Source organism: Kitasatospora sp. NPDC093102 (assembly GCF_040683915.1).
Classification (GTDB): Bacteria; Actinomycetota; Actinomycetes; order Streptomycetales; family Streptomycetaceae; genus Kitasatospora.
Window position 1 is genome coordinate 81,658 of the sequence record NZ_JBFBFA010000003.1, and the last position, 24,914, is coordinate 106,571.

Consider the following 24,914-nt stretch of genomic DNA (forward strand, 5'->3'; position numbering starts at 1 on the left):
GCCGGTAACCCGCCGGCCGTACGGTCGTGGGCACGTCCCCGGCCCGACCCCCACGCGAGCCGGGGACCAGCCCGTCCGGCCCGGAGCGCGACAGCCGCCGGAGCTCCCGATACGCTCCCGCCATGGGCGCCTACCGGGTGATGCGGCAGGACGACAACGGCAACCGCTTCCTGGTCGCCAAGGGCCTCGACCGGGCCGGGGCCCGGCGGCTGGCCGCCGAGTTCGAGGCCCGCGGGCACAAGCAGATGTACTGGGTCGAAGCGGACGGGGTGGCCCGGCCGGAAGCCGTGGACGGGACGGTCCGGAACGCCTGAGGCCGTAGGGTCGGGCCATGGACGCGACCCACGCCGGCCCCACCCCCGACGCACCTGACACCCCCGCCGCCCCCCGGATCGTGGTCGGCGGTGCGCTGGTCCACCGCGGCCGGGTGCTCGCCGCCCGGCGCAGCGCGCCCGAGGCGGTGGCCGGCCGGTGGGAGTTCCCCGGCGGGAAGACCGAGCCCGGGGAGACCGAGGCCCAGGCGCTGGAGCGGGAACTGCTGGAGGAGCTCGGCGTCCGGGCGCGCGCGCTGACCCGGCTGCCGGGCGCGTGGGCCGTGCGCCCCGGCTTGGAGCTGCGCTTCTGGGCCGCGGAGTTGCTGGCCGGCGAGCCGCGCGCACTCAAGGACCACGACGCGCTGCGCTGGCTGGGCCCGGACGAGCTGGACGCCGTGGACTGGATCGACCACGACCGAGACGTGCTGCCGCACGTCGCCCGGCTGCTCGCGGAGGGCGGGACGGCGGCCGCGGACGGCGCGTCGGCGGCGGGCGACGCGCCCTCCGCCGGGTAGGTCAATCGGACAAGACGACCCCGGGGCCGGGATAGCCTGGACGCTGCTGGGTATGTCGCTTTTCGGCACTATTCGTCACTATCGGTGAGTCGTCCCCAGCAGGCGACGCCGATCCCGACCAGAGCCGGAGGCCCCGTCGGTGTCGAGTACCGGGAACGGCGGCGGGGGAGAGCGGCGGGCAGGCTCCGCGGGAAGCGCCGCCGCCCGCGCCCGACTGCGCCGCGCCGCCCGTCCGGCCGCCCCCCAACCGCCGGCCGGCCGCCGTCGCGGCGGCACCGTCGAGGCCCCCGCCGCCGCGCGGCCCGACCAGCCGGCGCCGACGCTGGCGGTGGCCGAGCCGGGCGTCCGGGCCGGCCTGCGCAGCCGCCCCGGCCTGCCGTTCCCCGGCGGGCCGGCCGACGCCCCGGGCGGCCGCGGTGCGCCCGGAGAGGGCAGCCTGCTGAACATGCTCAAGGTCGCCATCGCGATCCTGGACACCGCGGGCCGGGTGGTGCTCTGGAGCCCGGCCGCCGAGGAACTGCTCGGCTGGCCGAACGAGCTGCTGGTCGGCCGCCGGATCGACGAGCTGATCCCCGACCGCGAGCAGGTCGCCCGGATCCGGGCCGCGATCCAGGACACCCTGCGGCACGGCCGCTGGGCCGGCCACGCCGAGCTGCGCGACCGGGACGGCGCACCGGTCGCCGTGGACGCCCGGATCTCCCTCCTGGTGGACGGCGACGGCACCCCGTTCCTCCAGGTCAACATGGCCGAGGCAGCCGCCGTCCGGGCCGTCGAGCGGGACCTCGCGGTGCGCGACGCGCTGTTCGAGCAGTCCCCGCTGGGCATCGCCATCATGGACACCGACCTGCGCTACACCGCCGTCAACCAGACCCTCGCCGAGATGAACGGCATCACCCTGGACGACCACGTCGGCCGCACCACCGGCGAGACCCTGCCGGAGCGGACCGCCGACGAGATCACCGCCATCCAGCGCCAGGTGCTGGCCACCGGAGAGCCGGTCATCGACGTCACCCTGGCCTCCCCGGTCACCACCCGGGCCGGCTACCGCTCGATCTCCTACAGCCGGATGACCGACCGCTCCGGCCGGGTGCTCGGCATCTCCGGCACCGTGATGGACGTGACCGAGCGCTACCGGGCGGTCGCCAAGGTCGAGCACGCCCGGCGCCGGCTCTCGCTGCTCAACGAGTTCGGCTCCCGGGTCGGCGACCTGCTGGACGCCTCCCGGATCGCCCAGGAGCTGGCCGGCTCGGTCGTCCCCCGGCTGTCCGACCACTCGGCGGTGATCCTGCTCCAGGCCGTCGCGCACGGCGACGACCTGCCCCGGCACGGCCACGACCGGCGCACCTCGCTGCTCCAGCTCGGCACCGCCTCCGTGCAGGACGGCCCCGAGGTGGAGGTGATGCTGCGCCGCGGCGCCCGGATCACCTTCGCCGAGGACTCCGTCTGCGGCCGGGTGCTGCGCACCGGCGTGCCCGAGCTGCTGTCCGGCGCCGAACAGCTGGACGACGTCACCTACCCCGGTGACCCGAAGACGCAGGCCGCCCGGGACCTCGGCGTGCACTCGATGCTGGTCGTGCCGCTGCGCGCCCGCGGCATCGTGATCGGCCTGCTGCTGGTCAGCCGGGCCGGCTACCGCGAGGGCTTCGACCGGGACGACCTGGCCTTCACCGTCGAGCTCGCCGACCGGGCCGGCAGCTCGCTGGACAACGCCCGCCTCTACGCCCGGGAGCGCACCGCCGCGCTCACCCTCCAGCGCACCCTGCTCCCGCAGCAGGTCCCGCAGCCCACCGGCGTCGAGGTCGCCTACCGGTACGTGCCCGGCAGCAGCGGCACCGAGGTCGGCGGCGACTGGTTCGACGTCATCCCGCTGCCCGGCGACCGCACTGCGCTGGTGGTCGGCGACGTGATGGGCCACGGCCTGCGGGCCGCCGCCACCATGGGACGGCTGCGCACCGCCGTCCGGGTGCTGGCCGCCCTCGACCTGCCGCCGGACGTCCTGCTGCGGCACGTCCACGAGCTGGCCGACGACCTCGCCCAAGGCCCGGACGAGGCGTTGCTGGCCACCTGCGTCTACGCGGTCTTCGACCCGGCGACGGCCCGGCTCACCGTCGCCAAGGCCGGGCACATCCCGCCGGTGCTGGTGGTGCCGGGAGAGGACGTCGCGGAGCCGACCCACAACGGCGGCCCGCTGCCCGGCGGCGCCGGCCGCATCCTCGACCTGCCCTCCGGCGCCCCGCTCGGCGTCGGCGGAGTTCCGTTCGAATCGGTCGAACTGAAGATCCCCGAGGGCAGCCTGCTGGCGCTGTGCACCGACGGCCTGGTCGAGTCCCGGGACAAGGACCTGGACGTCGGCCTCGGCCGGCTGATCACCGTGCTCCAGGAGCCGTACGCCTCCATCCAGGCCGCCTGCGAGGCGGTGCTGGACACCATGGAGCAGGGCCGGGAACCGGACGACGTCGCGCTGCTGCTGGCCCGGCTCGGCCACGGCCAGGCCGGCACCCCGACGGCGGGCTGGACCCTGCCGGCCGAGCCCACCGCGGTCTCCCGGGCCCGCCGGCTGGTCCGCGCCACGCTCGTCGAGTGGGGCGTCGAGGAGCTCACCGACACCGCCGAGCTGCTGGTCAGCGAGCTGGTCACGAACGCCGTCCGGTACGCCAGCGCCCCCATCGGGGTGCGGCTGACGCTTGGTGAGACGCTGCTGGTCGAGATCTCCGACCCGCTGCCCGACCCGCCCCGGGAGCGGCACGCGGCCGAGGCCGACGAGGGCGGGCGCGGTCTGGAGCTGGTCCACCTGCTGGCACTGCACTGGGGTGCCCGGGCCGAGGGCATCGGCAAGGTGGTCTGGTTCGAGCAGGCTCTGCCGGGTAGTGAGCCCGACGGATCGTGAGCGGAGCGAACAGCAGGGGAGCGGTGCCGCCTGTGCCATCGGGAGCTCAGGGGGAGCGCGCGCTCCGGAAGGGGGCGCGAGCGTGGCATTGTGGTTGCGCGGGCGGTAGGACAAAAACCTTCGCCCGATCTGATGTTGTGATGTTGAGGGCGTGTGAACGCACCCCTCGATGATGAATACTCGGTCTTCTCGACATCCGGACGGTCGCGGGTTGGAGGGGTCGGTCCGTTGAACAGCACTCCGGCGCGGAGCGCGTCGCCGAGCAGCAGCCGTCATGCCGCTGTACCCGGGCAGGCCGGCTCCGTGCACCCGCCCGTACCGGACGGGGCGGTCACCGGCCGCGGCCACCGCCCCGTTCCCGGGGACCGGGCGTGGGGCGCCGGCGACCCCGGCTCGATCTACGACTACATCCGGGTCGCCACCTTCGCGATCGGCCCCGACGGGCGGATCAGCCAGTGGAGCGAGCGCGCCGCCGGGTTCTTCGGCGTCCCGGCCGCCGAGGCGGTCGGCGCCGACCCGATCACCACCTTCGTCCCCCGCGAGCTCTGGCGGCGCGGCCGGGCCCGGCTGGAGCGCACCCTGGCCGGCGAGGAGTGGGTCGGCACCACCCCGTACCGGGCCGCCGACGGCGGCGAGGGCCTCGCCGAGCTCTACCTGATGCCCGACAGCGCCCTGCCCACCGCGGGCGCCACCTGCCTGGCCGTCGACCTCGGGCGGCTGCGCCGGATCGAGACCGACCTGGCCGCCTCCGAGGCCGTGTTCGGGCAGACGCCCACCGGCTTCGTGCTGTTCGACGACCGGCTGCGGCTGCAGCGGGTCAACGACGCCTTCGCCTCCGGCATGGGCCTGGTCCCCACCGACCTGGAGGGCCTCACCCCGTACGACCTCTTCCCGCCGTCCGAGGCCGACCGGCTCACCGCCGCCCTGCGCAAGGTCCTGGCCACCGGCGAGCCCGTCTTCGACCTGCGCTTCCACGGCGCCGTACCGACCCGCGAGGGCAACCGGCTCTGGGCCGTCTCGCTGTACCGCCTGAACGGCTCCGCCGGGCAGACCATGGGCGTGGCCGGGCAGGTCTCCGACGTCACCAGCCGGCACGTCGCCGAGCGCGAGGCCGACGGCGTGCGCCGCAACCTGGCCCTGCTCAACGAGGCCAGCGCGCACATCGGCTCCACGCTCGACCTGGAGACCACCGCCAAGGAACTGCTGGACGTCGTCGTCCCGCCGTTCTGCGACCTCGCCACCGTCGACCTCTACACCGCGCTGCTCTCCGGCGAGACCGTGCCCAGCGCCGGCCGGCTCGGCGACACCGTGCTCACCGACGGCAGCGGCGAACTGCGCCGGGTCGCCGTCTCCAGCGTGGTCGGCGGCGCCTCCTCGGTGCTCGGCTCGGTCACCGGCCTGCCGATCGCCGAGGCCGGCGGCACCCTCTGCTACCCGCGCCGCTCCCCGCACGCCCGGGCGCTGCGCACCGGCCGCAGCGTCGTTCCCGATCCCGGGCCCGACCCACTGCTGCGCTCCACCCTGATCGTCCCGCTGGTCGCCCGCGACCAGGTGCTCGGCCTCGTCCAGCTCTCCCGGGCGATCGGCAGCGAGCCCTTCGACGCCCGCGACGTCGCGATCGCCGAGGAACTGGTCGCCCGCGCCGCCGTCTGCATCGACAACGCCCGGCTCTACCGGCGCGAGCACGAGCGGGCGCTGATCCTCCAGCGCAGCCTGCTGCCCCCGGGCAACCCGGCCGCCAGCGGTCTGGAGATCGCCTGCCGCTACCTGCCCAGCAACAACAACACCGAGGTCGGCGGCGACTGGTTCGACGTCATCCCGCTGCCCGGCAACCGCACCGCGCTGGTCATCGGCGACGTGATGGGCCGCGGCCTGCGCGCCGCCGTCGCCATGGGCCAGCTGCGGACCGCCGTCCGCACCCTGGCGATGCTCGACCTCGACCCCGCCGAGGTGCTCGGCGCCCTGGACGAGATCGCCCGCGGCCTCGGCGACGACTCGGTGCCGGCCGGCCCGCCCACCCCGTACGGGCGGCTCACCTCGACGGCCGACGAGGAGGCCCGGGAGGTCTACCTGGCCACCTGCGTCTACGCGGTCTACGACGCCGTCACCCGCCGCTGCATCTTCGCCAACGCCGGCCACCTGCCACCCGTTCTGCTCAGCCCCGGCGAGGGCGCCCGGATGCTCGACGTGCCGCCCGGCCTGCCGCTCGGCGTCGGCGGCGAGCCCTTCGAGGAGGTCGAGATGGACCTCCCGGACGGCGCCGTGCTCGCCCTCTACACCGATGGCCTGGTGGAGAGCCGCAAGCACCAGCTGGACGAGGGCCTGCGGGCCTTCCGCTCCGCGCTCTCCGACGGGGGCAAGGGGCTGGAGGACCTCTGCGACCACGTGCTCGGCGAGCTCAACCCGCACCACGGCGAGGACGACATCGCCCTGCTGATGGCCAAGGTGCACGCCTTCCCCGACGACGCCGTCGGCAACTGGTTCCTGCCGCCCGAGCCCACCTCGGTGGCCAAGGCCCGCGAGCTGGCGTGCAGCTGGCTGCTCTCCCGAGGGCTGGAGGAGCTGGTCGACACCACCGAGCTGCTGGTCAGCGAGCTGGTCACCAACGCGCTCAAGCACGGGCGGGGCGAGATCCGGCTGCGGCTGCTGCGCGAACGCAGCCTGGTCTGCGAGGTCTGGGACGACGGCTACGCGCAGCCCCGGCAGAGGCGCGCCCAGGAGACCGACGAGGGCGGGCGCGGCCTGCAACTGGTCAGTCTGCTGGCCGAACGCTGGGGCAGTCGGCGCACGCCCAAGGGCAAGATCGTCTGGTTCGAGCTGGCGCTGTAGCCGTTCCGCAGTGGGCCGGTCGGGTGCAGTCACCCGGCCGCCCGCCGTGTCGGCCCGTGCCGGGTGCCCACGGCGGCGTTCGATGGCCGCCATGCGCGTCCGCCAGCTCACCGCCGCAGCCTCCGTGCTGCTGCTCGTCGCCGGTCTCGGCGGCTGCTCCGACAGCCCGGCCCCGGCCCGTACCCCAGAGCCCGTACCGGCCTCGGCCGACCCCACCAGCACCACCGGGGACGTCCAGCCCGCCGACCGTGACGCCGTCGAGGACGGCGGGGTGCTGCGGTGGGCCGTCGACCGGGTGCCCGCCACGCTCAACGTCTATCAGCCCGCCGCGACGGCCGATTCGGCACTGCTCGCGCACGCCCTCTACCCGTCGCTGTTCCGTCGCGACGAGCGCGGGCGGCCCGTCCCCGACCCGGACTACCTGGTCGGCGCGGAGTCCACCCCGCCCGGGCAGGAGCCGCAGGTGGTGACCTACCGGCTCAACCCGCAAGCCGTCTGGAGCGACGGCACCCCGCTCTCCGTCGCCGACTTCACCGCCCAGCGGACCGCCCTCGCCGGCCGGGACCGGGCCTACGGGGGCGAGCACCCGGCCGGGTACGACGCCATCGACACGATCGCCGAGGGCGCCGACCCGCGCGAGATCCGGGTCACCTTCCGGCGGCCGTACGCCGAGTGGCAGTCCCTGTTCGGGCCGCTCTACCCGGCCGCCGAGACCGCCACGGCCGCCTCGTTCAACCAGCCGCTGGTCGGCGGGGCGCACCTGACCGCGGGGCCGTACACGGTGTCCCAGTACAACGACGAGGGCGGGCGGGTGACGGTCGGACGCAACCCGCGCTGGTGGGGTGACCGGCCGAAGATCGACCGGATCGACTTCCTCGCGACGCCGCCCGAGCAGCGGCTCGACGACCTCGACCAGGACCAGCTGGACATCGCCCCGCTCACCGCGGCGGTGGACCAGGCGGTGCAGGCCGCGCCGTCCGGCAGCCCCTCCGCACCGTCCGGCAGCCCGTCCGCGGCAGCGGCACCGCCCGCCGCCGCGCCCGAGGTGGCGGCGCTCGCCCTGAAGCGGGCCGAGTCGCTGCCGAACGTCACCGTGCACCGGGCTGCCGCGCCCTCGCTCACCCAGCTCACGGTGAACGCCGCGCGGGGCCCGCTCTCCGACCCGGCGCTGCGGCTCGCGCTCGGCCGGGCCGTCGACCGGCGGCGGATCGCCGACGCCGCCCTCACCCCGCTCGGCCTCGTGCCCGCCCCGCTCGGCAGCCACCTGCTCGCCGGGGACCAGGACGGGTACCGCGACAACAGCGGGTCCGTCGGCCCCGCCGATGCCGCCGGGCTGTTCGACGACGCCGGCTGGAAGCGGCCCGCCGGCGGCGGCACCCGGGCGAAGGAGGGGAAGGAACTGGCGCTGAGTCTGCTGGTCCCGGCCGGCTCCGCGACCGCCAAGCGCACCGCCGACGCGCTCACCGCGAACCTCGCCGAGCAGGGCGTCGCGGTGCAGACGGTGACCGCGTCCGCCGAGACCTTCGTCAAGGACCACCTCGCGGCGGGGGACTTCGACCTCGCGCTCTTCTCCTGGCCGGCCAGCCCCGGCTCGGCGTCCGAGCAGCGTCCCGCGTACGCCAAGCCCCGGCCGAACGCCGACGGCACCGTCAACCCCGGCACCAACTACGGCCGCAGCGGTACCGAGGAGATCGACCGGCTGTTCGACCGGGCGTCCGCCGAGCTCGACCCGGCGGCCCGGCTGGACATGCTCCAGGAGGCGGACGTACGGATCTGGCAGCTCGGGCACTCGGTGCCGCTCTACCAGCGGCCGGAGCTGGTCGGGGTCCGGACCGGGTTGGTCGGCGCGGGCGCGTACGGGTTCGGGTGGCCGCGCTTCCAGGACGTGGGCTGGAGCGGCTAGAGCTCCCGGGCGAAGCGGCGCACGGCGTCGGTGAAGGCCTCCGGGGCGTCGAAGTTGGCGAGGTGCCGGGCCCGGGGAACCAGCTCGATCCGGGCCCGCCCGTGCGGGTGGGCGGCGGCGAAGGCCCGCTCTCCGGAGCGGAAGGCGGTGTCCTTCTCCCCGTTCAGGATCAGCACCGGGGCCTCGACCCGGCGCAGGACGACCGGTTCGAAGCGGCCGAGCACCGAGGCCCAGGCGGCGGGCAGGGCCTCGAAGCCGTACCCGGTGCGGATCGTCGCCGCGACCACCTCCGGCGGGTAGAGCCGGCGCAGCAGCCCGTCGTTCCACCGGGACAGCCGCTCGGCCGGGACGCGCGGCACCAGCGCGCCGACCGCCCGGTAGGGGACCGCCCAGCGCCCCCGGGTGTCGGCGCTCGCGCCCGCGAGGACCAGCCCGCGCAGCCGCTCGGGCATGCGGAGGGCGAACTCCAGTGCGACGTACCCGCCCAGCGAGTGCCCGACCACCAGGGCGGGCCCGCCGTCCAGCTCCTCGACCCCCGCCGCGACGGCCGCGCAGGCGGCCGTCAGGCTCCACGGTTCGCCGCGCCTGGCGCCGTGCCCGGGCAGGTCGACGGCCACCACCGGGAACTCCTCCCGCAGCGCGGCCAGCTGCGGGCTCCACTGCCCCGCACTGAACCGGGTGCCGTGCACCAGGACGATCGGCACGCTCACCGGGCCACCGCCGCGGGCACCGGCTCCGGCAGGCGTCCGGCGCCGGCGGTCCTGGCCGGCTCGGGGCATTCCTCGCGGGCCCGGGCCGGGCGCCCGTCGGACATGAGGGTGGCGGCGGGCGAACGGCCGGCCAGGGCCGGCCGGCGGGAGCAGACGTGTCGGATCACGAACGGAAGGGTGTCGGAACCCGGCCGCCGGGTGAAGTGGGTGTGACCCACCTGTGATCTTGATCCCGCCGGACCGGCTCGTTTCCGCCCACCTCGGCCCTTCCCCGTACGATAGGAGGAAGCCGCGGCATGGCCATGTGCCCGGCGGGTGGACCGGTAGTAGCAGGCGGAACGGGCGGCGGCGATCGACAGGGATCGCAAGTGCGCGTCACGCAGCCGGGCGCCGCAACCCACGATTCCGGGAGAATCCGCAAGGCATGCCCACGCGCAACGACATCCGTAACGTCGCCATCGTCGCCCACGTCGACCACGGCAAGACCACGCTGGTCGACGCCATGCTCAAGCAGGCCGGCGCCTTCGCCGCCCACCAGCAGCTCGACGACCGGATGATGGACTCCAACGACCTGGAGCGCGAGAAGGGCATCACCATTCTCGCGAAGAACACCGCGGTCAAGTACCACCCCAAGGACGGCGGCGCGCCGATCACCATCAACATCATCGACACCCCGGGCCACGCCGACTTCGGTGGCGAGGTCGAGCGTGGTCTGTCGATGGTGGACGCGGTCGTCCTGCTGGTCGACGCCTCCGAGGGTCCGCTGCCGCAGACCCGCTTCGTGCTCCGCAAGGCGCTGTCGGCCCGTCTGCCCGTCATCCTCTGCATCAACAAGACCGACCGTCCGGACTCCCGGATCGACGAGGTCATCAACGAGACCTACGACCTGTTCCTGGACCTGGACGCGGACGAGGACCAGATCGAGTTCCCGATCGTCTACGCCTGCGCCCGTGACGGCGTCGCCTCGCTGACCAAGCCGGAGAACGGCACCGTCCCGGCCGACAGCACCAACCTGGAGCCGTTCTTCTCCACCCTGCTGGAGCACGTCCCGGCCCCCAGCTACGACGAGGACGCCCCGCTCCAGGCCCACGTCACCAACCTGGACGCCGACAACTTCCTCGGCCGCATCGCGCTGCTGCGCGTCGAGCAGGGCGAGCTGCGCAAGGGCCAGACCGTGGCCTGGATCAAGCGCGACGGCAGCATCTCGAACGTCCGCATCTCCGAGCTGCTGATGACCGAGGCGCTCACCCGCAAGCCGGCCGAGGTGGCGGGCCCCGGTGACATCTGCGCCGTCGCCGGCATCTCCGACATCATGATCGGTGAGACCCTGGCCGACCCGGAGAACCCGGTCGCGCTGCCGCTGATCACGGTGGACGAGCCGGCCATCTCGATGACCATCGGCACCAACACCTCGCCGCTGGTCGGCCGTGGCGGCTCCGGCAAGGGCGCGGACGCCAAGTCCGGCGCCAAGGTGGACCGCAAGGTCACCGCCCGCCAGGTGAAGGACCGCCTGGACCGCGAGCTGATCGGTAACGTCTCGCTGCGCGTGCTGGACACCGAGCGCCCGGACGCCTGGGAGGTGCAGGGCCGTGGTGAGCTGGCGCTGGCCATCCTGATCGAGACCATGCGCCGCGAGGGCTTCGAGCTGACGGTCGGCAAGCCGCAGGTGGTCACCAAGGAGGTCAACGGCAAGACCCACGAGCCGGTCGAGCGCCTCACGGTGGACGTGCCCGAGGAGCACATGGGCGCGGTCACGCAGCTCATGGGCATCCGCAAGGGCCGGATGGACAACATGTCCAACCACGGTTCGGGCTGGGTCCGGATGGAGTTCGTCGTGCCGTCCCGCGGTCTGATCGGCTTCCGGACCGAGTTCCTCACCAACACCCGCGGCACCGGCATCGCCCACTCGATCCACGAGGGCCACGAGCCGTGGTTCGGCACCCTGACCACCCGCAACAACGGCTCGCTGGTCGCCGACCGGGCCGGTGTGGTGACCGCCTTCGCGATGACCAACCTCCAGGAGCGCGGCGTGCTCTTCTGCGAGCCGGGCACCGAGGTGTACGAGGGCATGATCGTCGGTGAGAACTCGCGTTCCGACGACATGGACGTGAACATCACCAAGGAGAAGAAGCTCACCAACATGCGGTCCTCGACCGCCGACGTGGCCGAGTCGATCGTCCCGCCGCGCAAGCTCTCGCTGGAGCAGTCGCTGGAGTTCTGCCGCGAGGACGAGTGCATCGAGGTGACCCCGGAGACGGTTCGCATCCGTAAGGTCGTCCTTGACCAGAAGGACCGCGGACGCACCGCCTCGCGCGCCAAGAAGGCGTGATCCGGACGCACTGAACGGCCATTGGCCGGAATGATTCGCCCCCCTTTCCCATGGGAAGGGGGGCGAACTTTTTCAACTACTCCAAGTTGTCGGGGCCGCTATTAACGGAATAGCGCTCATCACACCCGGGTGTCCGATGAGCGGACGCGACAGTTCGTCATCCGTGACGACTGTCCGTTTGGTGCCTGTCTGGCTATGTCTCAAATGTCCGGTTTTCGAAACTTACCGACTGTTCATGTGACCTAATTGAGATCGCGGCTGGTCACTTTCGTGTCCGTGCGTGACGGATAGTGGGTGCAGTCAGGCTCGGGTCAAGGGTGAACGCGCAGGGGTGCGCGCCGAAACCACGAGCGCGGACGGCACAGCGGGAACGGTCTCGACCGCCTGTCGTGCTCTCCTCGTTGGATAGTCGATTTCAGGAGGCATCCCCCATGCGTGGTGCAACCCAGACCAAGTGGCTCGTTGCGGCTACCGCGATCGCCCTCGCGGCGACCGCGTGCAGCACCAGCTCGAAGAGCGGCGACAGCAAGGCCGCTTCCGGCGGCGGCACCATCTCCGTCGAGCTCGGCGAGCCGCAGCACGGCCTGGTGGGGCAGAACACCGCGGAGTCCGAGGGTTCCGAGGTCCTGAACGCGGTCTTCGCCGGCCTGGTCGACTACGACCGCAAGACCAACGCGCCGAAGCTGCGCGTGGCCGAGTCGATCGAGTCCCCGGACAGCAAGGTCTGGACGATCAAGCTCAAGGACGGCTACACCTTCCACAACGGTGAGAAGGTCACCGCCCAGTCCTTCGTCGACGCCTGGAACTGGGGTGCCAACCAGGACAACGCCGCCGAGGGCATGCCGTTCTTCAACAAGATCGAGGGCTCCGACGAGCTGGCCCCGGGCAAGGACAAGAAGCCGACCGCCAAGGAGCTCAAGGGCCTGAAGGTCGTCGACGACAAGACCTTCACCGTCACCCTGAGCGCGCCGTTCTCCCAGTTCAAGACCATGCTGGGCTACAACGCCTTCTACCCGCTGCCGAAGGCGTTCTTCAACGACCCGAAGGCCTTCGGCGAGAAGCCGATCGGCAACGGCCCGTTCGAGATGGACGGCGCCTGGGAGCACAACAAGCAGATCAAGGTCAAGCGCTACGAGAACTTCCCGAGCTTCGACACCAAGGCGAAGCTCGCGGGTGTGACCTTCAAGATCTACGACAACCTGGACACCGCGTACAACGACCTGCGCGCCGACAACATCCAGGCCACCGACAAGCTGCCGATCTCGGCGATGTCCACCGTCGCCCAGGAGTTCGGCGACCGCTACATCTACAAGCCGGAGTCCGGCGTCGGCTACATCGGCTTCCCGATCGCCACCAACCCGGCCGCCTACGGCAAGCCGGAGATCCGCAAGGCGATCTCGATGGCGATCGACCGCGAGGCCATCACCAAGACCATCTTCTCGGGCACCCGCGTCCCGGCCGACGACTTCGTCAGCCCGCTGGTCGAGGGCTACCGCAAGGGCGCCCTGGGCGACGCCGCCAAGTACGACCCGGCCAAGGCCAAGGAGCTCTTCAACCAGGCCGGCGGTGTCCCGAACAACACCATCGAGCTGGGCTACAACGCCGACGGTGGCCACAAGGAGTGGATCGAGGCCGTCGGCAACCAGCTGAAGGCCAACCTCGGTGTCGAGGTCACCTTCAAGCCGTTCGAGAAGTTCGGCAAGATCCTCGACGCGCTGGGCAAGAAGGAGTACTCGGGCGCCTTCCGCATGGCGTGGTCGATGGACTACCCGTCGATCGAGAACTACCTGCGCCCGATCTTCTCGAAGGTCGCCATCGACAGCGGCTCGAACTACGGCGGTTACGTCAACGAGCAGTTCGAGTCCCTGCTGTCGCAGGCCGACCAGGCCAAGACCCCCGAGGAAGGCCTGAAGCTCTACCAGCAGGCGGATGACGTCCTGGTCCAGGACCTGCCGTACATCCCGGTGTACACCTACATGTCCTCCGCCGCCTACAGCAAGAAGATCAAGAACTTCGACACCGACGCTCAGGGGCACATGAACCTGGCCGAGGTCGAGCTGGCCTGATCTGTAATCAGACGACAGGGGGCGGGTGGACCGGACCACAGTCCGAGTCCTCCCGCCTCCCTTCCTTGTCCGAAAGTATGGAGGTCTGATGGGCCGCTATGTCATCCGCCGACTGCTACAGGCGATCCCTGTCCTCATCGGTGCGACGTTCCTGATCTACTGGCTGGTCTTCAAACTGCCCGGCGACCCGGTGCAGGCGCTGGCCGGCGAGAAGCGCGCCGACCCGATCGTGGCGGAGATGCTCCGTCAGAAGTACCACCTGAACGACCCGTTCCTGCTCCAGTACTGGAACTACATCACGGGTGTGTTCAAGGGCAACCTCGGTGAGAGCCTGACCGGTCGCTCGGTGAGCGACATGATCGGCGACGCCTTCCCGTACACCGTGAACCTCGCCCTCGTCGCCTTCGTCATCGAGGCGGTCATCGGTGTGCTGGCCGGCGTGATGGCGGCCCTGCGCAAGGGCAAGTTCCTGGACCAGCTGGTGCTCATCAGCACGCTGTTCGTCATCTCGATCCCGGTCTTCGTCACCGGCTTCGTGTTGCAGCTGGTCCTCGGCGTCAAGCTGAAGAACGACTACGGAATCGACTTCTTCTCGGTCTCCTTCAACGAGGACGACGGGCTGCGCGCGTACCTGCTGCCGGCCTTCGTGCTGGCCTCGATGTCGCTGGCGTACGTCGCCCGCCTGACCCGCACCAGCCTGATGGAGACCATGCGCGCGGACTACGTCCGCACCGCGGTCGCCAAGGGGCTGAAGCGTCGTCGGGTGATCGGCCGGCACGCCCTGCGCAACGCGCTGATCCCGATCGTCACCTTCCTCGGCGCCGACCTCGGTGGCCTGATGGGCGGTGCGGTGATCACCGAGAGGATCTTCAACATCCACGGCATCGGCGGTCTGCTCGCCTCGTCCGTGTACCAGAAGCAGGGCACGATCATCGTCGGCGTCGTCACGCTGCTGGTGCTGATCTACCTGGTCACCACCCTGCTCGTGGACATGCTCTACGCCGTGCTCGACCCGAGGATCCGTTATGCCTGACACCATTGCCAAGGACACCGCGGCCGCGCCGGGCGCGAAGGAGAAGCCGGAGCGCGTCCGCAGCCTCTGGTCCGACGCGCTGGCCGACCTGCGCCGCAACCCGGTCTTCATCATCGGTGCCGCGCTGGTGGTCTTCCTGATGATCGTGGCGGCCGTGCCGCAGCTGTTCACCGACACCAACCCGAACTCGGCCGGCTTCTGCCAGCTGTCCGACTCGCTGAAGCGTCCGGACGGGGACCACTGGTTCGGCTTCGACGTCCAGGGCTGCGACGTCTACACCCGGACGGTGTGGGGCGCCCGCAACTCGATCATCGTCGGCATCCTGACCACCACGCTGGTCACCCTCGTCGGCTCCCTGCTCGGCCTGGTGGCCGGGTGGAAGGGCGGCATCATCGACAGCATCCTGTCGCGCTTCACCGAGATCTTCTTCTCGATCCCGCTGCTGCTCGGCGGCATGCTGATCATGTCGATGCTCAAGGTCGGCAACGCCTGGACCGTCTCGGCGGTGATGGCCGTGCTCGGCTGGCCGCAGATCTTCCGCATCATGCGCGCCTCGGTGCTGGCCAACAAGAACAACGACTACGTGATGGCTGCCCGCGCGCTGGGCGCCGGAAGCGGCCGGATCACCTTCCGGCACATCCTGCCGAACGCCATCGCGCCGGTCATCGTCGTCGCGGCGATCAGCCTGGGTGTCTACATCGGCGCCGAGGCGGCCCTGTCCTACCTGGGCATCGGCGTGCAGTCCCCGGAGATCTCCTGGGGTCTGATGATCAGCGACGCCCAGCCCCGCTTCCTGAACGCGCCGCACGTGCTGCTCTTCCCGGCCGCCGTGCTGAGCGTCACGGTGCTGGCGTTCATCATGCTCGGCGACGCGGTGCGCGACGCCCTCGACCCGAAGCTCCGCTGAGAGAAGAGGTGACGACCCGATGACCACCGTGATCGAGAAGAACCAGAAGACTCGCCTCGAGGTGGGCACTCCGCTGCTGGAGGTCCGTGACCTCCACGTGGAGTTCCACACCCGGGACGGCGTCGCCAAGGCCGTGAACGGCGTCAACTACTCCGTCGCCGCCGGTGAGACCCTGGCGGTGCTCGGCGAGTCCGGCTCCGGCAAGTCGGTGACCGCCCAGACCATCATGGGCATCCTCGACATGCCCCCCGGCAAGATCAGCCAGGGCCAGATCCTCTACCGCGGCGAGGACATGCTCGCCATGAAGGAGGAGCAGCGCCGGCAGATCCGCGGCCAGAAGATCGCCATGATCTTCCAGGACGCGCTCTCCTCGCTGAACCCGGTGATGACCGTCGGCGCCCAGCTCGGCGAGATGTTCCGGGTGCACCGCGGTGCCTCCCGCAAGGAGGCCCGGGACAAGGCGATCGAGCTGATGGAGCGGGTGCGCATCCCGGCCGCCCGGCAGCGTGTGGGCGACTACCCGCACCAGTTCTCCGGCGGTATGCGCCAGCGCATCATGATCGCCATGGCGCTCTCCATGGAGCCGGACCTGATCATCGCCGACGAGCCCACCACCGCCCTGGACGTCACCGTCCAGGCGCAGGTGATGGACCTGCTCGCCGAGCTCCAGGCCGAGTACAACATGGGCCTGATCCTGATCACCCACGACCTCGGCGTGGTCGCCGACGTCGCGGACAAGATCGCCGTGATGTACGCGGGCCGGATCGTCGAGACCGCCCCGGTGCACGAGCTGTACGCGAACCCCGCGCACCCGTACACCAAGGGCCTGCTCCGCTCCATCCCGCGCCTGGACCAGAAGGGCCAGGAGCTGTACGCGATCAAGGGCCTGCCCCCGAACCTGCTGAAGGTTCCGGCCGGCTGCGCGTTCAACCCCCGCTGCGATGTCGCCACCGACCTGTGCCGCACCGAGATCCCGACGCTGCACCACGTGACGGACAAGGACGGCAAGGAGCTCACCGGCCGCCGCAGCGCGTGCCACCTCTGGAAGGAGACCCTCCATGGCTGAGAACATCCTGGAGGTCAAGGACCTGGTCAAGCACTACCCGCTGACCCAGGGCATCCTCTTCAAGAAGCAGGTCGGCGCGGTCAAGGCGGTCGACGGCATCTCCTTCGAGCTGAAGAAGGGGGAGACGCTCGGCATCGTCGGCGAGTCCGGCTGTGGCAAGTCCACGCTGGCCAAGGTGCTGATGAACCTGGAGCGGGCCACCTCCGGTCAGGTGCTGTTCAAGGGCGAGGACATCTCCAAGCTGCAGGGTGCGGCCCTCAAGGCCGTCCGCCGGAACATCCAGATGGTGTTCCAGGACCCCTACACCTCGCTCAACCCGCGCATGACGGTCGGCGACATCATCGGTGAGCCGTTCGAGATCCACCCGGAGGTGGCGCCCAAGGGCGACCGCCGCAAGGCCGTCCAGGACCTGCTGGACGTCGTGGGTCTGAACCCGGAGTACATCAACCGGTACCCGCACCAGTTCTCCGGCGGTCAGCGCCAGCGCATCGGCATCGCCCGCGGTCTCGCGCTCAAGCCCGAGATCATCATCTGCGACGAGCCGGTCTCCGCACTGGACGTGTCCGTCCAGGCGCAGGTGATCAACCTGCTGGAGCAGCTGCAGGGCGAGTTCGGCCTCTCCTACATGTTCATCGCGCACGACCTCTCCATCGTCCGGCACATCTCCGACCGCGTCGGCGTGATGTACCTCGGCAAGATGATCGAGATCGGCTCGGACGAGGAGATCTACGAGAACGCGACGCACCCGTACACCCAGGCGCTGCTCTCCGCGGTGCCGGTGCCGGACCCGACGGCGCGCGAGACCCGCGAGCGGATCATCCTCAACGGGGACATCCCCTCGCCGGCCAACCCGCCGTCCGGCTGCCGCTTCCGCACCCGCTGCTGGAAGGCGGAGGAGCGGTGCGCCGAGGAGGTCCCGCTGCTCGCGGTCCCCTCGCTGCTGGAGGGCCCGGCCGCGCACGAGTCGGCCTGCCACTTCCCCGAGGTCCGGGAGCAGGCCGCGGCCTGACCCCTGCTGGTCCCAGGAAGGGCCCGTGGCGTTCGCGCCGCGGGCCCTTCCGGCATTCGGCCGATCCGGCGCTGCGTCAACTCCGCAGGGGGTCACGGCACACGTCCGGGTGCACCTGGCTCGCGCCGTCGTCGGAGCGCGCTTCTCATGGGGTGTGATGCGACACACACCATGAGGAGGGACCTCCATGCCCGTAGTCGCCCGTGCTCGTTGGGTCCTCGCCGTTGCGACGTCCGTGGCCCTGGTGGCCACCGGGTGCAGCAACAGCGGCGGAGGAGGCGGCAGCCCGTCGGACGCCGGCAAGACCTTCAGCTACCAGAGCAACGAGCCGCAGAACCCGCTGCAGCCCGCCAACGCGAACGAGGTCGGTGGCGGTCGCATCATCCAGAACCTCTTCAAGGGCCTGGTCGACTACGACCCGAGCAACGCCAAGATCCGGATGCAGGTCGCCGACAAGATCGACACCAGCGACTCCCAGACCTACACCGTCACGCTGAAGGACGGCTGGAAGTTCCACGACGGCACCCCGGTGCACGCCCAGAACTTCGTCGACGCCTGGAACTGGGGCGCCAACCCCGCCAACAACCAGATCAACAGCTCCTGGTTCGCCGACATCGCGGGCTACCAGGACGTCCACCCGGCCTCCGGCCAGCCCACCACGGACAAGATGTCCGGGCTGACCGTCACCGACGACCTGCACTTCACCGTCAAGCTGAACCACAAGGTCTCGTACTTCGAGTACAAGCTCGGCTACATCGCCTTCTCGCCGCTGCCCGAGGGCTTCTTCAAGGACCCGGCCGGGTACGGGCAGAAGCCGGTGGGCAACGGCCCGTACCAGTTCGTCAGCTGGTCGCACAACACCCAGGTGGTCACCAAGGCCTTCCCGGACTACCAGGGCGTGGACAAGCCGAAGAACGGCGGCATCGTCTTCAAGATGTACACCACGTCCGAGGCCGCCTACGCCGACCTCCTGTCCAACAACCTGGACGTGATGGACCAGGTGCCGCCGTCCGCGCTGGCGACGTACAAGAGCGACCTCGGCGACCGGGCGGTGGACGCCCCGCAGGGCGCCATCCAGAACGTCGGCTTCACGCTCTACCAGGCCGACTGGGCCGCGCCGGAGAAGGCCCAGGTGCGCCAGGGCCTGTCGATGGCGATCGACCGGCCGACCATCACCAAGACGGTGCTGCAGGGCTCCCGGGCGCCGGCCAGCGCCTGGGTGGCCGAGGGCGTCGAGGGCTACAAGGCGGGCACCTGCGGGGACTTCTGCAACTTCGACCCCGCCAAGGCCAAGCAGCTGATCCAGCAGGGCGGCGGCGTCCCGGGCAACAAGGTGCTGATCACCTACAACGCGGACGGCGGCCACAAGGAGTGGGTCGACGCGGTCTGCAACTCGATCCGGCAGACCACCGGCGTCGACTGCCTGGGCGACCCGAAGCCCGACTTCAAGACCGCCCGGCAGGCCATCACCGCGCACCAGCTCAACGGCGCCTTCCGGACCGGCTGGGTGCAGGACTACCCGCTGAACGCCAACTTCCTGGCCGACGTGTACCGCACCGGTGCCGCGTCCAACGACACCGGGTACAGCAGCCCGCAGTTCGACCAGGCGGCGACCCGGGCCGACGAGGCCCCCAGCGTCGCCGACACGGTGACCGGCTACCAGCAGGCCGAGGCGGTGCTGCCGAGCGGCATGCCGGCCATCCCGCTCTGGTACTACCGCACCAACTCGGGCTACTCGACCAAGGTGCAGAACGTGAAGTTCGACTCCTTCGGCAACCCGGCCTGGACGCAGGTCGAGGTCAAGAGCTGAATCCCCGGGCTCTGATCCCCTCGGCCGGCCCCGCTCTCCCCGCTCTCCCCCGCGCGGAGAGCGGGGCGCGGTCTCCCGGCCTGCCGGCCCGGCCGGCAGGGCACCTAGGAAGGAGGCTCGGATGGGCAGTTACGTGCTGCGGCGGGTGCTGCAGATGATCCCGGTGTTCTTCGGCACCACGCTGCTGATCTTCGTGATGGTCTACACGCTGCCGGGTGACCCGGTGGTCGCGCTGTTCGGCGAGAAGGCCGCCGACCCGTCCGTGGTCGCGAGCATCAAGCACACGTACTACCTGGACCAGCCGCTCTGGAAGCAGTACCTGCACTACATGGGGAACCTCTTCCAGGGGGACTTCGGCACCAGCTTCACCGGTCGCCCGGTCTCCGACATCATGGCGGACGCCTTCCCGGTCACCATCCGGCTGGCGCTGCTGGCCTTCCTCTTCGAGATGGTCGTGGGCCTCGCCCTCGGCGTGCTCTCCGGGCTGAAGCGCGGCAGCGTCGCGGACACCCTGGTGCTGATCCTGACCCTGGTGGTGATCTCGATCCCGGTCTTCGTGCTGGCCTACATCGCGCAGACCGTGTTCGCCACCAACCTGGGCTGGGTCACGCCGACGGTGCAGGACAGCTACGACCTCTCCCAGCTGATCCTGCCGGCGATCGTCCTGGGCTCGCTCTCGCTCGCGTACGTCGCCCGGCTCACCCGGACCTCCATCGGCGAGAACCTGCGGGCCGACTACATCCGGACCGCGACCGCCAAGGGGCTGCCCCGACGGACCATCATCTCCCGCCACCTGTTGCGCAACTCGCTCATCCCGGTGATCACCTTCCTCGGCACCGACCTCGGCGCGCTGATGGGCGGGGCGATCGTCACCGAGGGCATCTTCAACGTGCAGGGCATCGGCAACGTCCTGTACCGGGCGATCAACCAGAAGGAAGGCCCGACCGTGGTCGGCATCGTGACCGTCCTGGTGATCATCTACCTGGTCGCCAGCCTGCTCGTCGACCTGCTCTACGCGGTCCTGGACCCGAGGATCCGCTATGCCTGACATCCACGACGAGGACTCGTACGAACCGCGCCCCAAGCCGGGCGTCTCCCGTCTCGACTACGCGGGGGAGCAGGGCATGGCGGTGGAGCAGGAGACCCTGGTCGAACCCGACGTGGAGAAGCGGGAGGAGGCCCGCAGCCTCTGGGGCGACGCCTGGCGGGACCTGCGCCGACGGCCGATCTTCCTGCTCTCGATCGTGCTGATCGTGCTGCTGGTGGTCATGGCGATCTTCCCCTGGGCGTTCACCGACGCCAACCCGCGCAGGGCCGACCTGGTGCACGACTACCTCAAGCGGCCGGACTGGACGGACTTCTTCGGCGCCGGCTGGTTCGGCTACGACGCGCAGGGCCGCTCCATCTACGCCCGGGTGGTCTACGGCGCCCGGGCCTCGATCACCGTCGGCATCTTCGTGACCGCCGCGGTCACCCTGCTCGGCGGGCTGACCGGAATGGTCGCCGGGTACTACGGCGGGGCCGTCGACGCGGTGCTCTCCCGGATCGTCGACATCTTCTTCGGCATCCCGCTGCTGCTCGGCGCCCTGGTGCTGCTGAACGCCTTCACCATCCGCACGGTGTGGACCGTGGTGGTCGCCCTGGCCGTCCTCGGCTGGACGCAGATCGCCCGCGTCATGCGCGGCGCGGTGCTGACGGTCAAGCAGTCCGACTACGTGGTGGCGGGCCGGGCGCTGGGAGCCGGGACCGGACGGCTGATGTTCCGGCACATCCTGCCGAACGCGGTCGCGCCGGTGATCGTGGTGGCGACCATCGCGCTCGGCGGCTACATCGCGACCGAGGCCACGCTGAGCTTCCTCGGCATCGGCCTGCAGGAGCCGACCATCTCCTGGGGAATCGACATCTCCTCCGCCCAGAAGGTGATCCGGATCGCGCCGTACGTGATGTTCTTCCCGGCTGCGGCACTCTCCATCACCGTGCTGGCCTTCATCATGATGGGCGACGCGGTGCGCGACGCCCTCGATCCGAAGCTTCGCTGAGCGAGGGGAGCACATCGTGAGTACAGCGGCGGGCACCGTCGAGCGCGAGCGGGGGACACCGTACGAGGGGCCGCTGCTCGACGTGCGGGACCTGCACGTCGAGTTCGTCACCCGGGATGGCGTCGCCAGGGCCGTGAACGGGGTCGACTACTCCGTCGCGGCCGGCGAGACGCTGGCGGTGCTGGGCGAGTCAGGTTCCGGCAAGTCGGTGACCGCCCAGGCGATCATGGGCATCCTGGACATGCCGCCGGCCCGGATCCCGCGCGGCGAGATCCGCTTCCGGGGCCGGGACATGCTCAAGATGAGCAAGGAGGAGCGGCGGAGGATCCGCGGCGGGCGGATCGCGATGATCTTCCAGGACGCGCTGTCCGCGCTGAACCCGGTGCTGCCGGTGGGCTTCCAGCTCGGCGAGATGTTCCGTTCCCACCGGGGGGCCTCCCGCGCGGAGGCCAAGGCGAAGGCCGTCGAGCTGATGGAGCGGGTGCGCATCCCGGCGGCCAAGGACCGGGTGAACGACTACCCGCACCAGTTCTCCGGCGGCATGCGCCAGCGGATCATGATCGCGATGGCGCTGGCCCTGGAGCCGGACCTGATCATCGCGGACGAGCCCACCACCGCGCTGGACGTGACCGTGCAGGCCCAGGTGATGGACCTGCTCGCCGAGCTCCAGGCCGAGTTCCACATGGGGCTGATCCTGATCACCCATGACCTGGGCGTGGTCGCCGACGTCGCGGACAAGATCGCGGTGATGTACGCGGGCCGGATCGTCGAGACGGCCCCGGTGCACGAGCTGTACGCGCGCCCGGCCCACCCGTACACCCGGGGCCTGCTGGACTCCATTCCCCGGCTCGACCAGAAGGGCCGGGAGCTCTACGCGATCAAGGGCCTGCCGCCCAACCTGCTGCGGATCCCCAAGGGCTGCGCCTTCAACCCGCGCTGCCCTCGCGCGCAGGACGTCTGCCGGGCCGAGGTGCCGGAGCTCTTCCCGGTCACCGAGGACGACGGGGCACCGCTGGAGGGGCGCGGCAGCGCCTGCTTCTTCTGGAAGGAGACCCTCCATGACCGTTGACGGGGCCGGCGCACTGGGCGCGGTGGTGCCGGAGGAGGTCGCCTTCGAGCAGGAGGTGCCGCGCGGCGAGCCGATCCTCGAAGTCCGGGACCTGGTCAAGCACTTCCCGTTGACCCAGGGCGTCCTGTTCAAGAAGCAGGTCGGCGCGGTCAAGGCCGTCGACGGGGTCAGCTTCGACCTGATGCAGGGCGAGACGCTCGGCATCGTCGGCGAGTCCGGCTGCGGGAAGTCCACGCTGGCCAAGGTGCTGATGAACCTGGAACCGGCCACCAGGGGCTCGGTCCGCTACAAGGGGGAGGAGATCTCCCGGCTCTCCGGCTCGGCGCTGAAGGCCGTCCGCCGGAACATCCAGATGGTGTTCCAGGACCCGTACACCTCGCTCAACCCGCGCATGACGGTCGGCGACATCGTCGGTGAGCCCTTCGAGATCCACCCCGGGGTGGCACCCAAGGGCGACCGCCGCAGGGCCGTCCAGGACCTGCTGGACGTGGTGGGGCTCAACCCGGAGTACATCAACCGCTATCCGCACCAGTTCTCCGGCGGTCAGCGCCAGCGCATCGGCATCGCCCGGGGGCTGGCGCTCAAGCCGGAGGTCATCATCTGCGACGAGCCGGTGTCGGCGCTGGACGTCTCGGTGCAGGCGCAGGTGATCAACCTGCTGGAGCAGTTGCAGAGCGAGTTCAACCTGTCGTACATGTTCATCGCGCACGACCTCTCGATCGTCCGGCACATCTCGGACCGGGTCGGGGTGATGTACCTGGGGAAGCTGGTCGAGATCGGCAGCGACGCGGAGATCTACGACCACGCGACCCACCCGTACACCCAGGCACTGCTCTCCGCGGTGCCGGTGCCGGACCCGACGGCGCGGGAGACCCGGGACCGGATCGTGCTCACCGGCGACGTGCCCTCGCCGGCCAGCCCGCCGTCCGGCTGCCGCTTCCGCACCCGCTGCTGGAAGGCGCAGCAGCGGTGTGCGGTCGAGGTGCCGCTGCTGGCGGCGCCGTCCTGGCTGGACGGGGCGGCGCGGCACGACTCGGCGTGTCACTTCGCGGCGGAGCGCGAGGTCGAGCAGAGCGCGGCGGAGCGCGAGATCGAGCAGAGCGCGGCGGAGCGCGAGGTCGAGCAGGGCGCCGCGGAGCGCGAGGTCGACCAGGGCGATGGGAGCGACGGGAGGGACGGGAGGGACGGGAGCGACGGGCCGGGCGCCGGCTGAGGGGTCACTACCCGGGCGCGTCCTCGCAGGCGGGGGCGCGCCCTTTCCCGTGACGGAAAAGAGATCTGCCGTGGGCTCGCCAAGTGCCGCCCGCTCCTTGATAGTTGCTCTGCGCCCAGCAGTGGACGCCGTGGTGCCGAGGAGGGCTGCTCTGATGGACGCGGTGGAGGTGATCGGCGGTGGTCGGGGGAGCCTGGAGCCCGGGACGCCGCTGCTGGAGGTCGACGACCTGCACGTGGAGTTCCACACCCGGGACGGCGTCGCCAGGGCCGTCAACGGGGTGAGCTACTCCGTCGCGGCCGGGGAGACGCTGGCAGTGCTGGGGGAGTCCGGGTCGGGCAAGTCGGTGACGGCGCAGGCGGTGATGGGCATCCTGGACATGCCGCCGGGGCGGATCACCTCGGGCCGGATCCTGTTCCGCGGCGAGGACCTGCTGACCATGAGCGACAACGCCCGGCGGTCGATCCGGGGCGACCACATCGCGATGATCTTCCAGGACTCGCTGTCCGCACTGAACCCGGTGCTCAGCGTGGGACACCAGCTGGGGGAGATGTTCCGGGTGCACCGCGGTGCCTCCCGCAAGGAGGCCCGGGAGAAGGCGATCGAGCTGATGGAGCGGGTGCGCATCCCGGCCGCCCGGCAGCGTGCGGGCGACTTCCCGCACCAGTTCTCGGGCGGTATGCGCCAGCGGATCATGATCGCGATGGCGCTCTCCATGGAGCCGGACCTGATCATCGCCGACGAGCCCACCACCGCTCTGGACGTCACCGTCCAGGCGCAGGTGATGGACCTGCTCGCCGAGCTCCAGGCCGAGTACAACATGGGCCTGATCCTGATCACCCACGACCTCGGCGTGGTCGCCGACGTCGCGGACAAGATCGCCGTGATGTACGCGGGCCGGATCGTCGAGACCGCCCCGGTGCACGAGCTGTACGCGCGCCCGGCCCACCCGTACACCCGGGGCCTGCTGGACTCGATCCCCCGGCTGGACCAGAAGGGCCAGGGCCTGCACGCCATCAAGGGCCTGCCGCCGAGCCTGCTGCGGATCCCGGAGGGCTGCGCCTTCAACCCGCGCTGCCCTCGCGCGCAGGACCGCTGCCGCACCGAACTCCCGCCGCTGGCACCGGTGACCAGCGAGGACGGGGCGGAGCTGGTGGGCCGGCGCAGCGCCTGCCACTACTGGCGCGAGACGCTGCACGGCTGAGGCCCCACCGG

General features: G+C 70.9%; 19 protein-coding genes. 17 read left to right on the top strand and 2 right to left on the bottom strand.

The genetic code is table 11. The features are described 5' to 3' along the window. Window positions 1-122: 122 nt before the first annotated feature. The 5 genes from AB0O11_RS06065 (at window position 123) to AB0O11_RS06085 (ending at window position 8,448) form a co-directional block, all read left to right on the top strand. A complete protein-coding gene (locus tag AB0O11_RS06065) occupies window positions 123-314 on the top strand; it encodes an SPOR domain-containing protein (protein ID WP_363382253.1) in 192 nt (63 codons plus the stop codon). A 17-nt stretch (window positions 315-331) separates the two neighbouring features. Next, on the top strand, window positions 332-829 hold the full coding sequence (locus AB0O11_RS06070; protein WP_363382256.1) for an NUDIX domain-containing protein: 498 nt from the start codon (window positions 332-334) through the stop codon (window positions 827-829). Between the two features lie 139 nt (window positions 830-968). After that, window positions 969-3,716 carry a SpoIIE family protein phosphatase gene (locus AB0O11_RS06075; protein ID WP_363382258.1) on the top strand — a complete coding sequence of 916 codons (2,748 nt, stop codon included), beginning with the start codon at window positions 969-971 and terminating at the stop codon, window positions 3,714-3,716. 396 nt (window positions 3,717-4,112) lie between these two features. Next, complete coding sequence (locus tag AB0O11_RS06080; RefSeq protein ID WP_363382953.1) at window positions 4,113-6,545, top strand: SpoIIE family protein phosphatase; 2,433 nt, start codon at window positions 4,113-4,115, stop codon at window positions 6,543-6,545. A 91-nt stretch (window positions 6,546-6,636) separates the two neighbouring features. Next, window positions 6,637-8,448, top strand: a complete 1,812-nt coding sequence (locus tag AB0O11_RS06085) for an ABC transporter family substrate-binding protein (protein ID WP_363382261.1) — start codon at window positions 6,637-6,639, stop codon at window positions 8,446-8,448. Here AB0O11_RS06085 and AB0O11_RS06090 read toward each other — a convergent pair. Both AB0O11_RS06090 and AB0O11_RS06095 read right to left on the bottom strand, forming a co-directional pair. Further along, window positions 8,445-9,158 (bottom strand): alpha/beta hydrolase, encoded by a 714-nt coding sequence (locus tag AB0O11_RS06090; protein WP_363382264.1) that lies wholly within the window; start codon window positions 9,156-9,158, stop codon window positions 8,445-8,447. The two genes, AB0O11_RS06085 and AB0O11_RS06090, sit on opposite strands and share 4 nt — an antisense overlap. Further along, the gene (locus AB0O11_RS06095) at window positions 9,155-9,325 is read right to left on the bottom strand and encodes a hypothetical protein (RefSeq protein WP_363382267.1); all 171 of its coding nucleotides are present in this window, start codon (window positions 9,323-9,325) and stop codon (window positions 9,155-9,157) included. Before AB0O11_RS06095 ends, AB0O11_RS06090 begins: the two co-directional genes overlap by 4 nt. A 257-nt stretch (window positions 9,326-9,582) precedes the next feature. Between AB0O11_RS06095 and typA the strand changes: the two genes are divergently transcribed. The 12 genes from typA to AB0O11_RS06155 all read left to right on the top strand — a co-directional run bounded on the left by typA (window position 9,583) and on the right by AB0O11_RS06155 (window position 24,903). Then, window positions 9,583-11,487 (top strand): translational GTPase TypA, encoded by a 1,905-nt coding sequence (gene typA, locus AB0O11_RS06100; protein ID WP_224279967.1) that lies wholly within the window; start codon window positions 9,583-9,585, stop codon window positions 11,485-11,487. A 431-nt stretch (window positions 11,488-11,918) separates the two neighbouring features. Next, a complete protein-coding gene (locus AB0O11_RS06105; RefSeq protein WP_363382270.1) occupies window positions 11,919-13,553 on the top strand; it encodes an ABC transporter substrate-binding protein in 1,635 nt (544 codons plus the stop codon). Between the two features lie 88 nt (window positions 13,554-13,641). Beyond that, window positions 13,642-14,586, top strand: a complete 945-nt coding sequence (locus AB0O11_RS06110) for an ABC transporter permease (protein WP_363382273.1) — start codon at window positions 13,642-13,644, stop codon at window positions 14,584-14,586. Beyond that, a complete protein-coding gene (locus tag AB0O11_RS06115; protein WP_363382277.1) occupies window positions 14,579-15,493 on the top strand; it encodes an ABC transporter permease in 915 nt (304 codons plus the stop codon). The genes AB0O11_RS06110 and AB0O11_RS06115 overlap by 8 nt, the downstream gene beginning before the upstream one ends. 19 nt (window positions 15,494-15,512) lie before the next feature. Next, complete coding sequence (locus tag AB0O11_RS06120; protein WP_363382279.1) at window positions 15,513-16,559, top strand: ABC transporter ATP-binding protein; 1,047 nt, start codon at window positions 15,513-15,515, stop codon at window positions 16,557-16,559. After that, window positions 16,552-17,568, top strand: a complete 1,017-nt coding sequence (locus AB0O11_RS06125) for a dipeptide ABC transporter ATP-binding protein (RefSeq protein WP_363382280.1) — start codon at window positions 16,552-16,554, stop codon at window positions 17,566-17,568. The genes AB0O11_RS06120 and AB0O11_RS06125 overlap by 8 nt, the downstream gene beginning before the upstream one ends. 187 nt (window positions 17,569-17,755) lie before the next feature. Continuing rightward, the gene (locus tag AB0O11_RS06130) at window positions 17,756-19,378 is read left to right on the top strand and encodes an ABC transporter substrate-binding protein (protein WP_363382283.1); all 1,623 of its coding nucleotides are present in this window, start codon (window positions 17,756-17,758) and stop codon (window positions 19,376-19,378) included. A 121-nt stretch (window positions 19,379-19,499) separates the two neighbouring features. Next, entirely contained in the window at window positions 19,500-20,426 is a 927-nt protein-coding gene (locus AB0O11_RS06135; protein WP_363382285.1) for an ABC transporter permease, read from the top strand. Between the two features lie 76 nt (window positions 20,427-20,502). Then, window positions 20,503-21,417 carry an ABC transporter permease gene (locus tag AB0O11_RS06140; RefSeq protein ID WP_363382954.1) on the top strand — a complete coding sequence of 305 codons (915 nt, stop codon included), beginning with the start codon at window positions 20,503-20,505 and terminating at the stop codon, window positions 21,415-21,417. A gap of 16 nt (window positions 21,418-21,433) precedes the next feature. Continuing rightward, window positions 21,434-22,486: an ABC transporter ATP-binding protein gene (locus AB0O11_RS06145; RefSeq protein WP_363382286.1), complete on the top strand. Its 1,053-nt coding sequence runs from the start codon at window positions 21,434-21,436 to the stop codon at window positions 22,484-22,486. Beyond that, complete coding sequence (locus tag AB0O11_RS06150; RefSeq protein WP_363382289.1) at window positions 22,476-23,699, top strand: dipeptide ABC transporter ATP-binding protein; 1,224 nt, start codon at window positions 22,476-22,478, stop codon at window positions 23,697-23,699. The genes AB0O11_RS06145 and AB0O11_RS06150 overlap by 11 nt, the downstream gene beginning before the upstream one ends. A 154-nt stretch (window positions 23,700-23,853) precedes the next feature. After that, window positions 23,854-24,903 carry an ABC transporter ATP-binding protein gene (locus tag AB0O11_RS06155; protein ID WP_363382290.1) on the top strand — a complete coding sequence of 350 codons (1,050 nt, stop codon included), beginning with the start codon at window positions 23,854-23,856 and terminating at the stop codon, window positions 24,901-24,903. The last annotated feature ends 11 nt before the right edge of the window (window positions 24,904-24,914 follow it).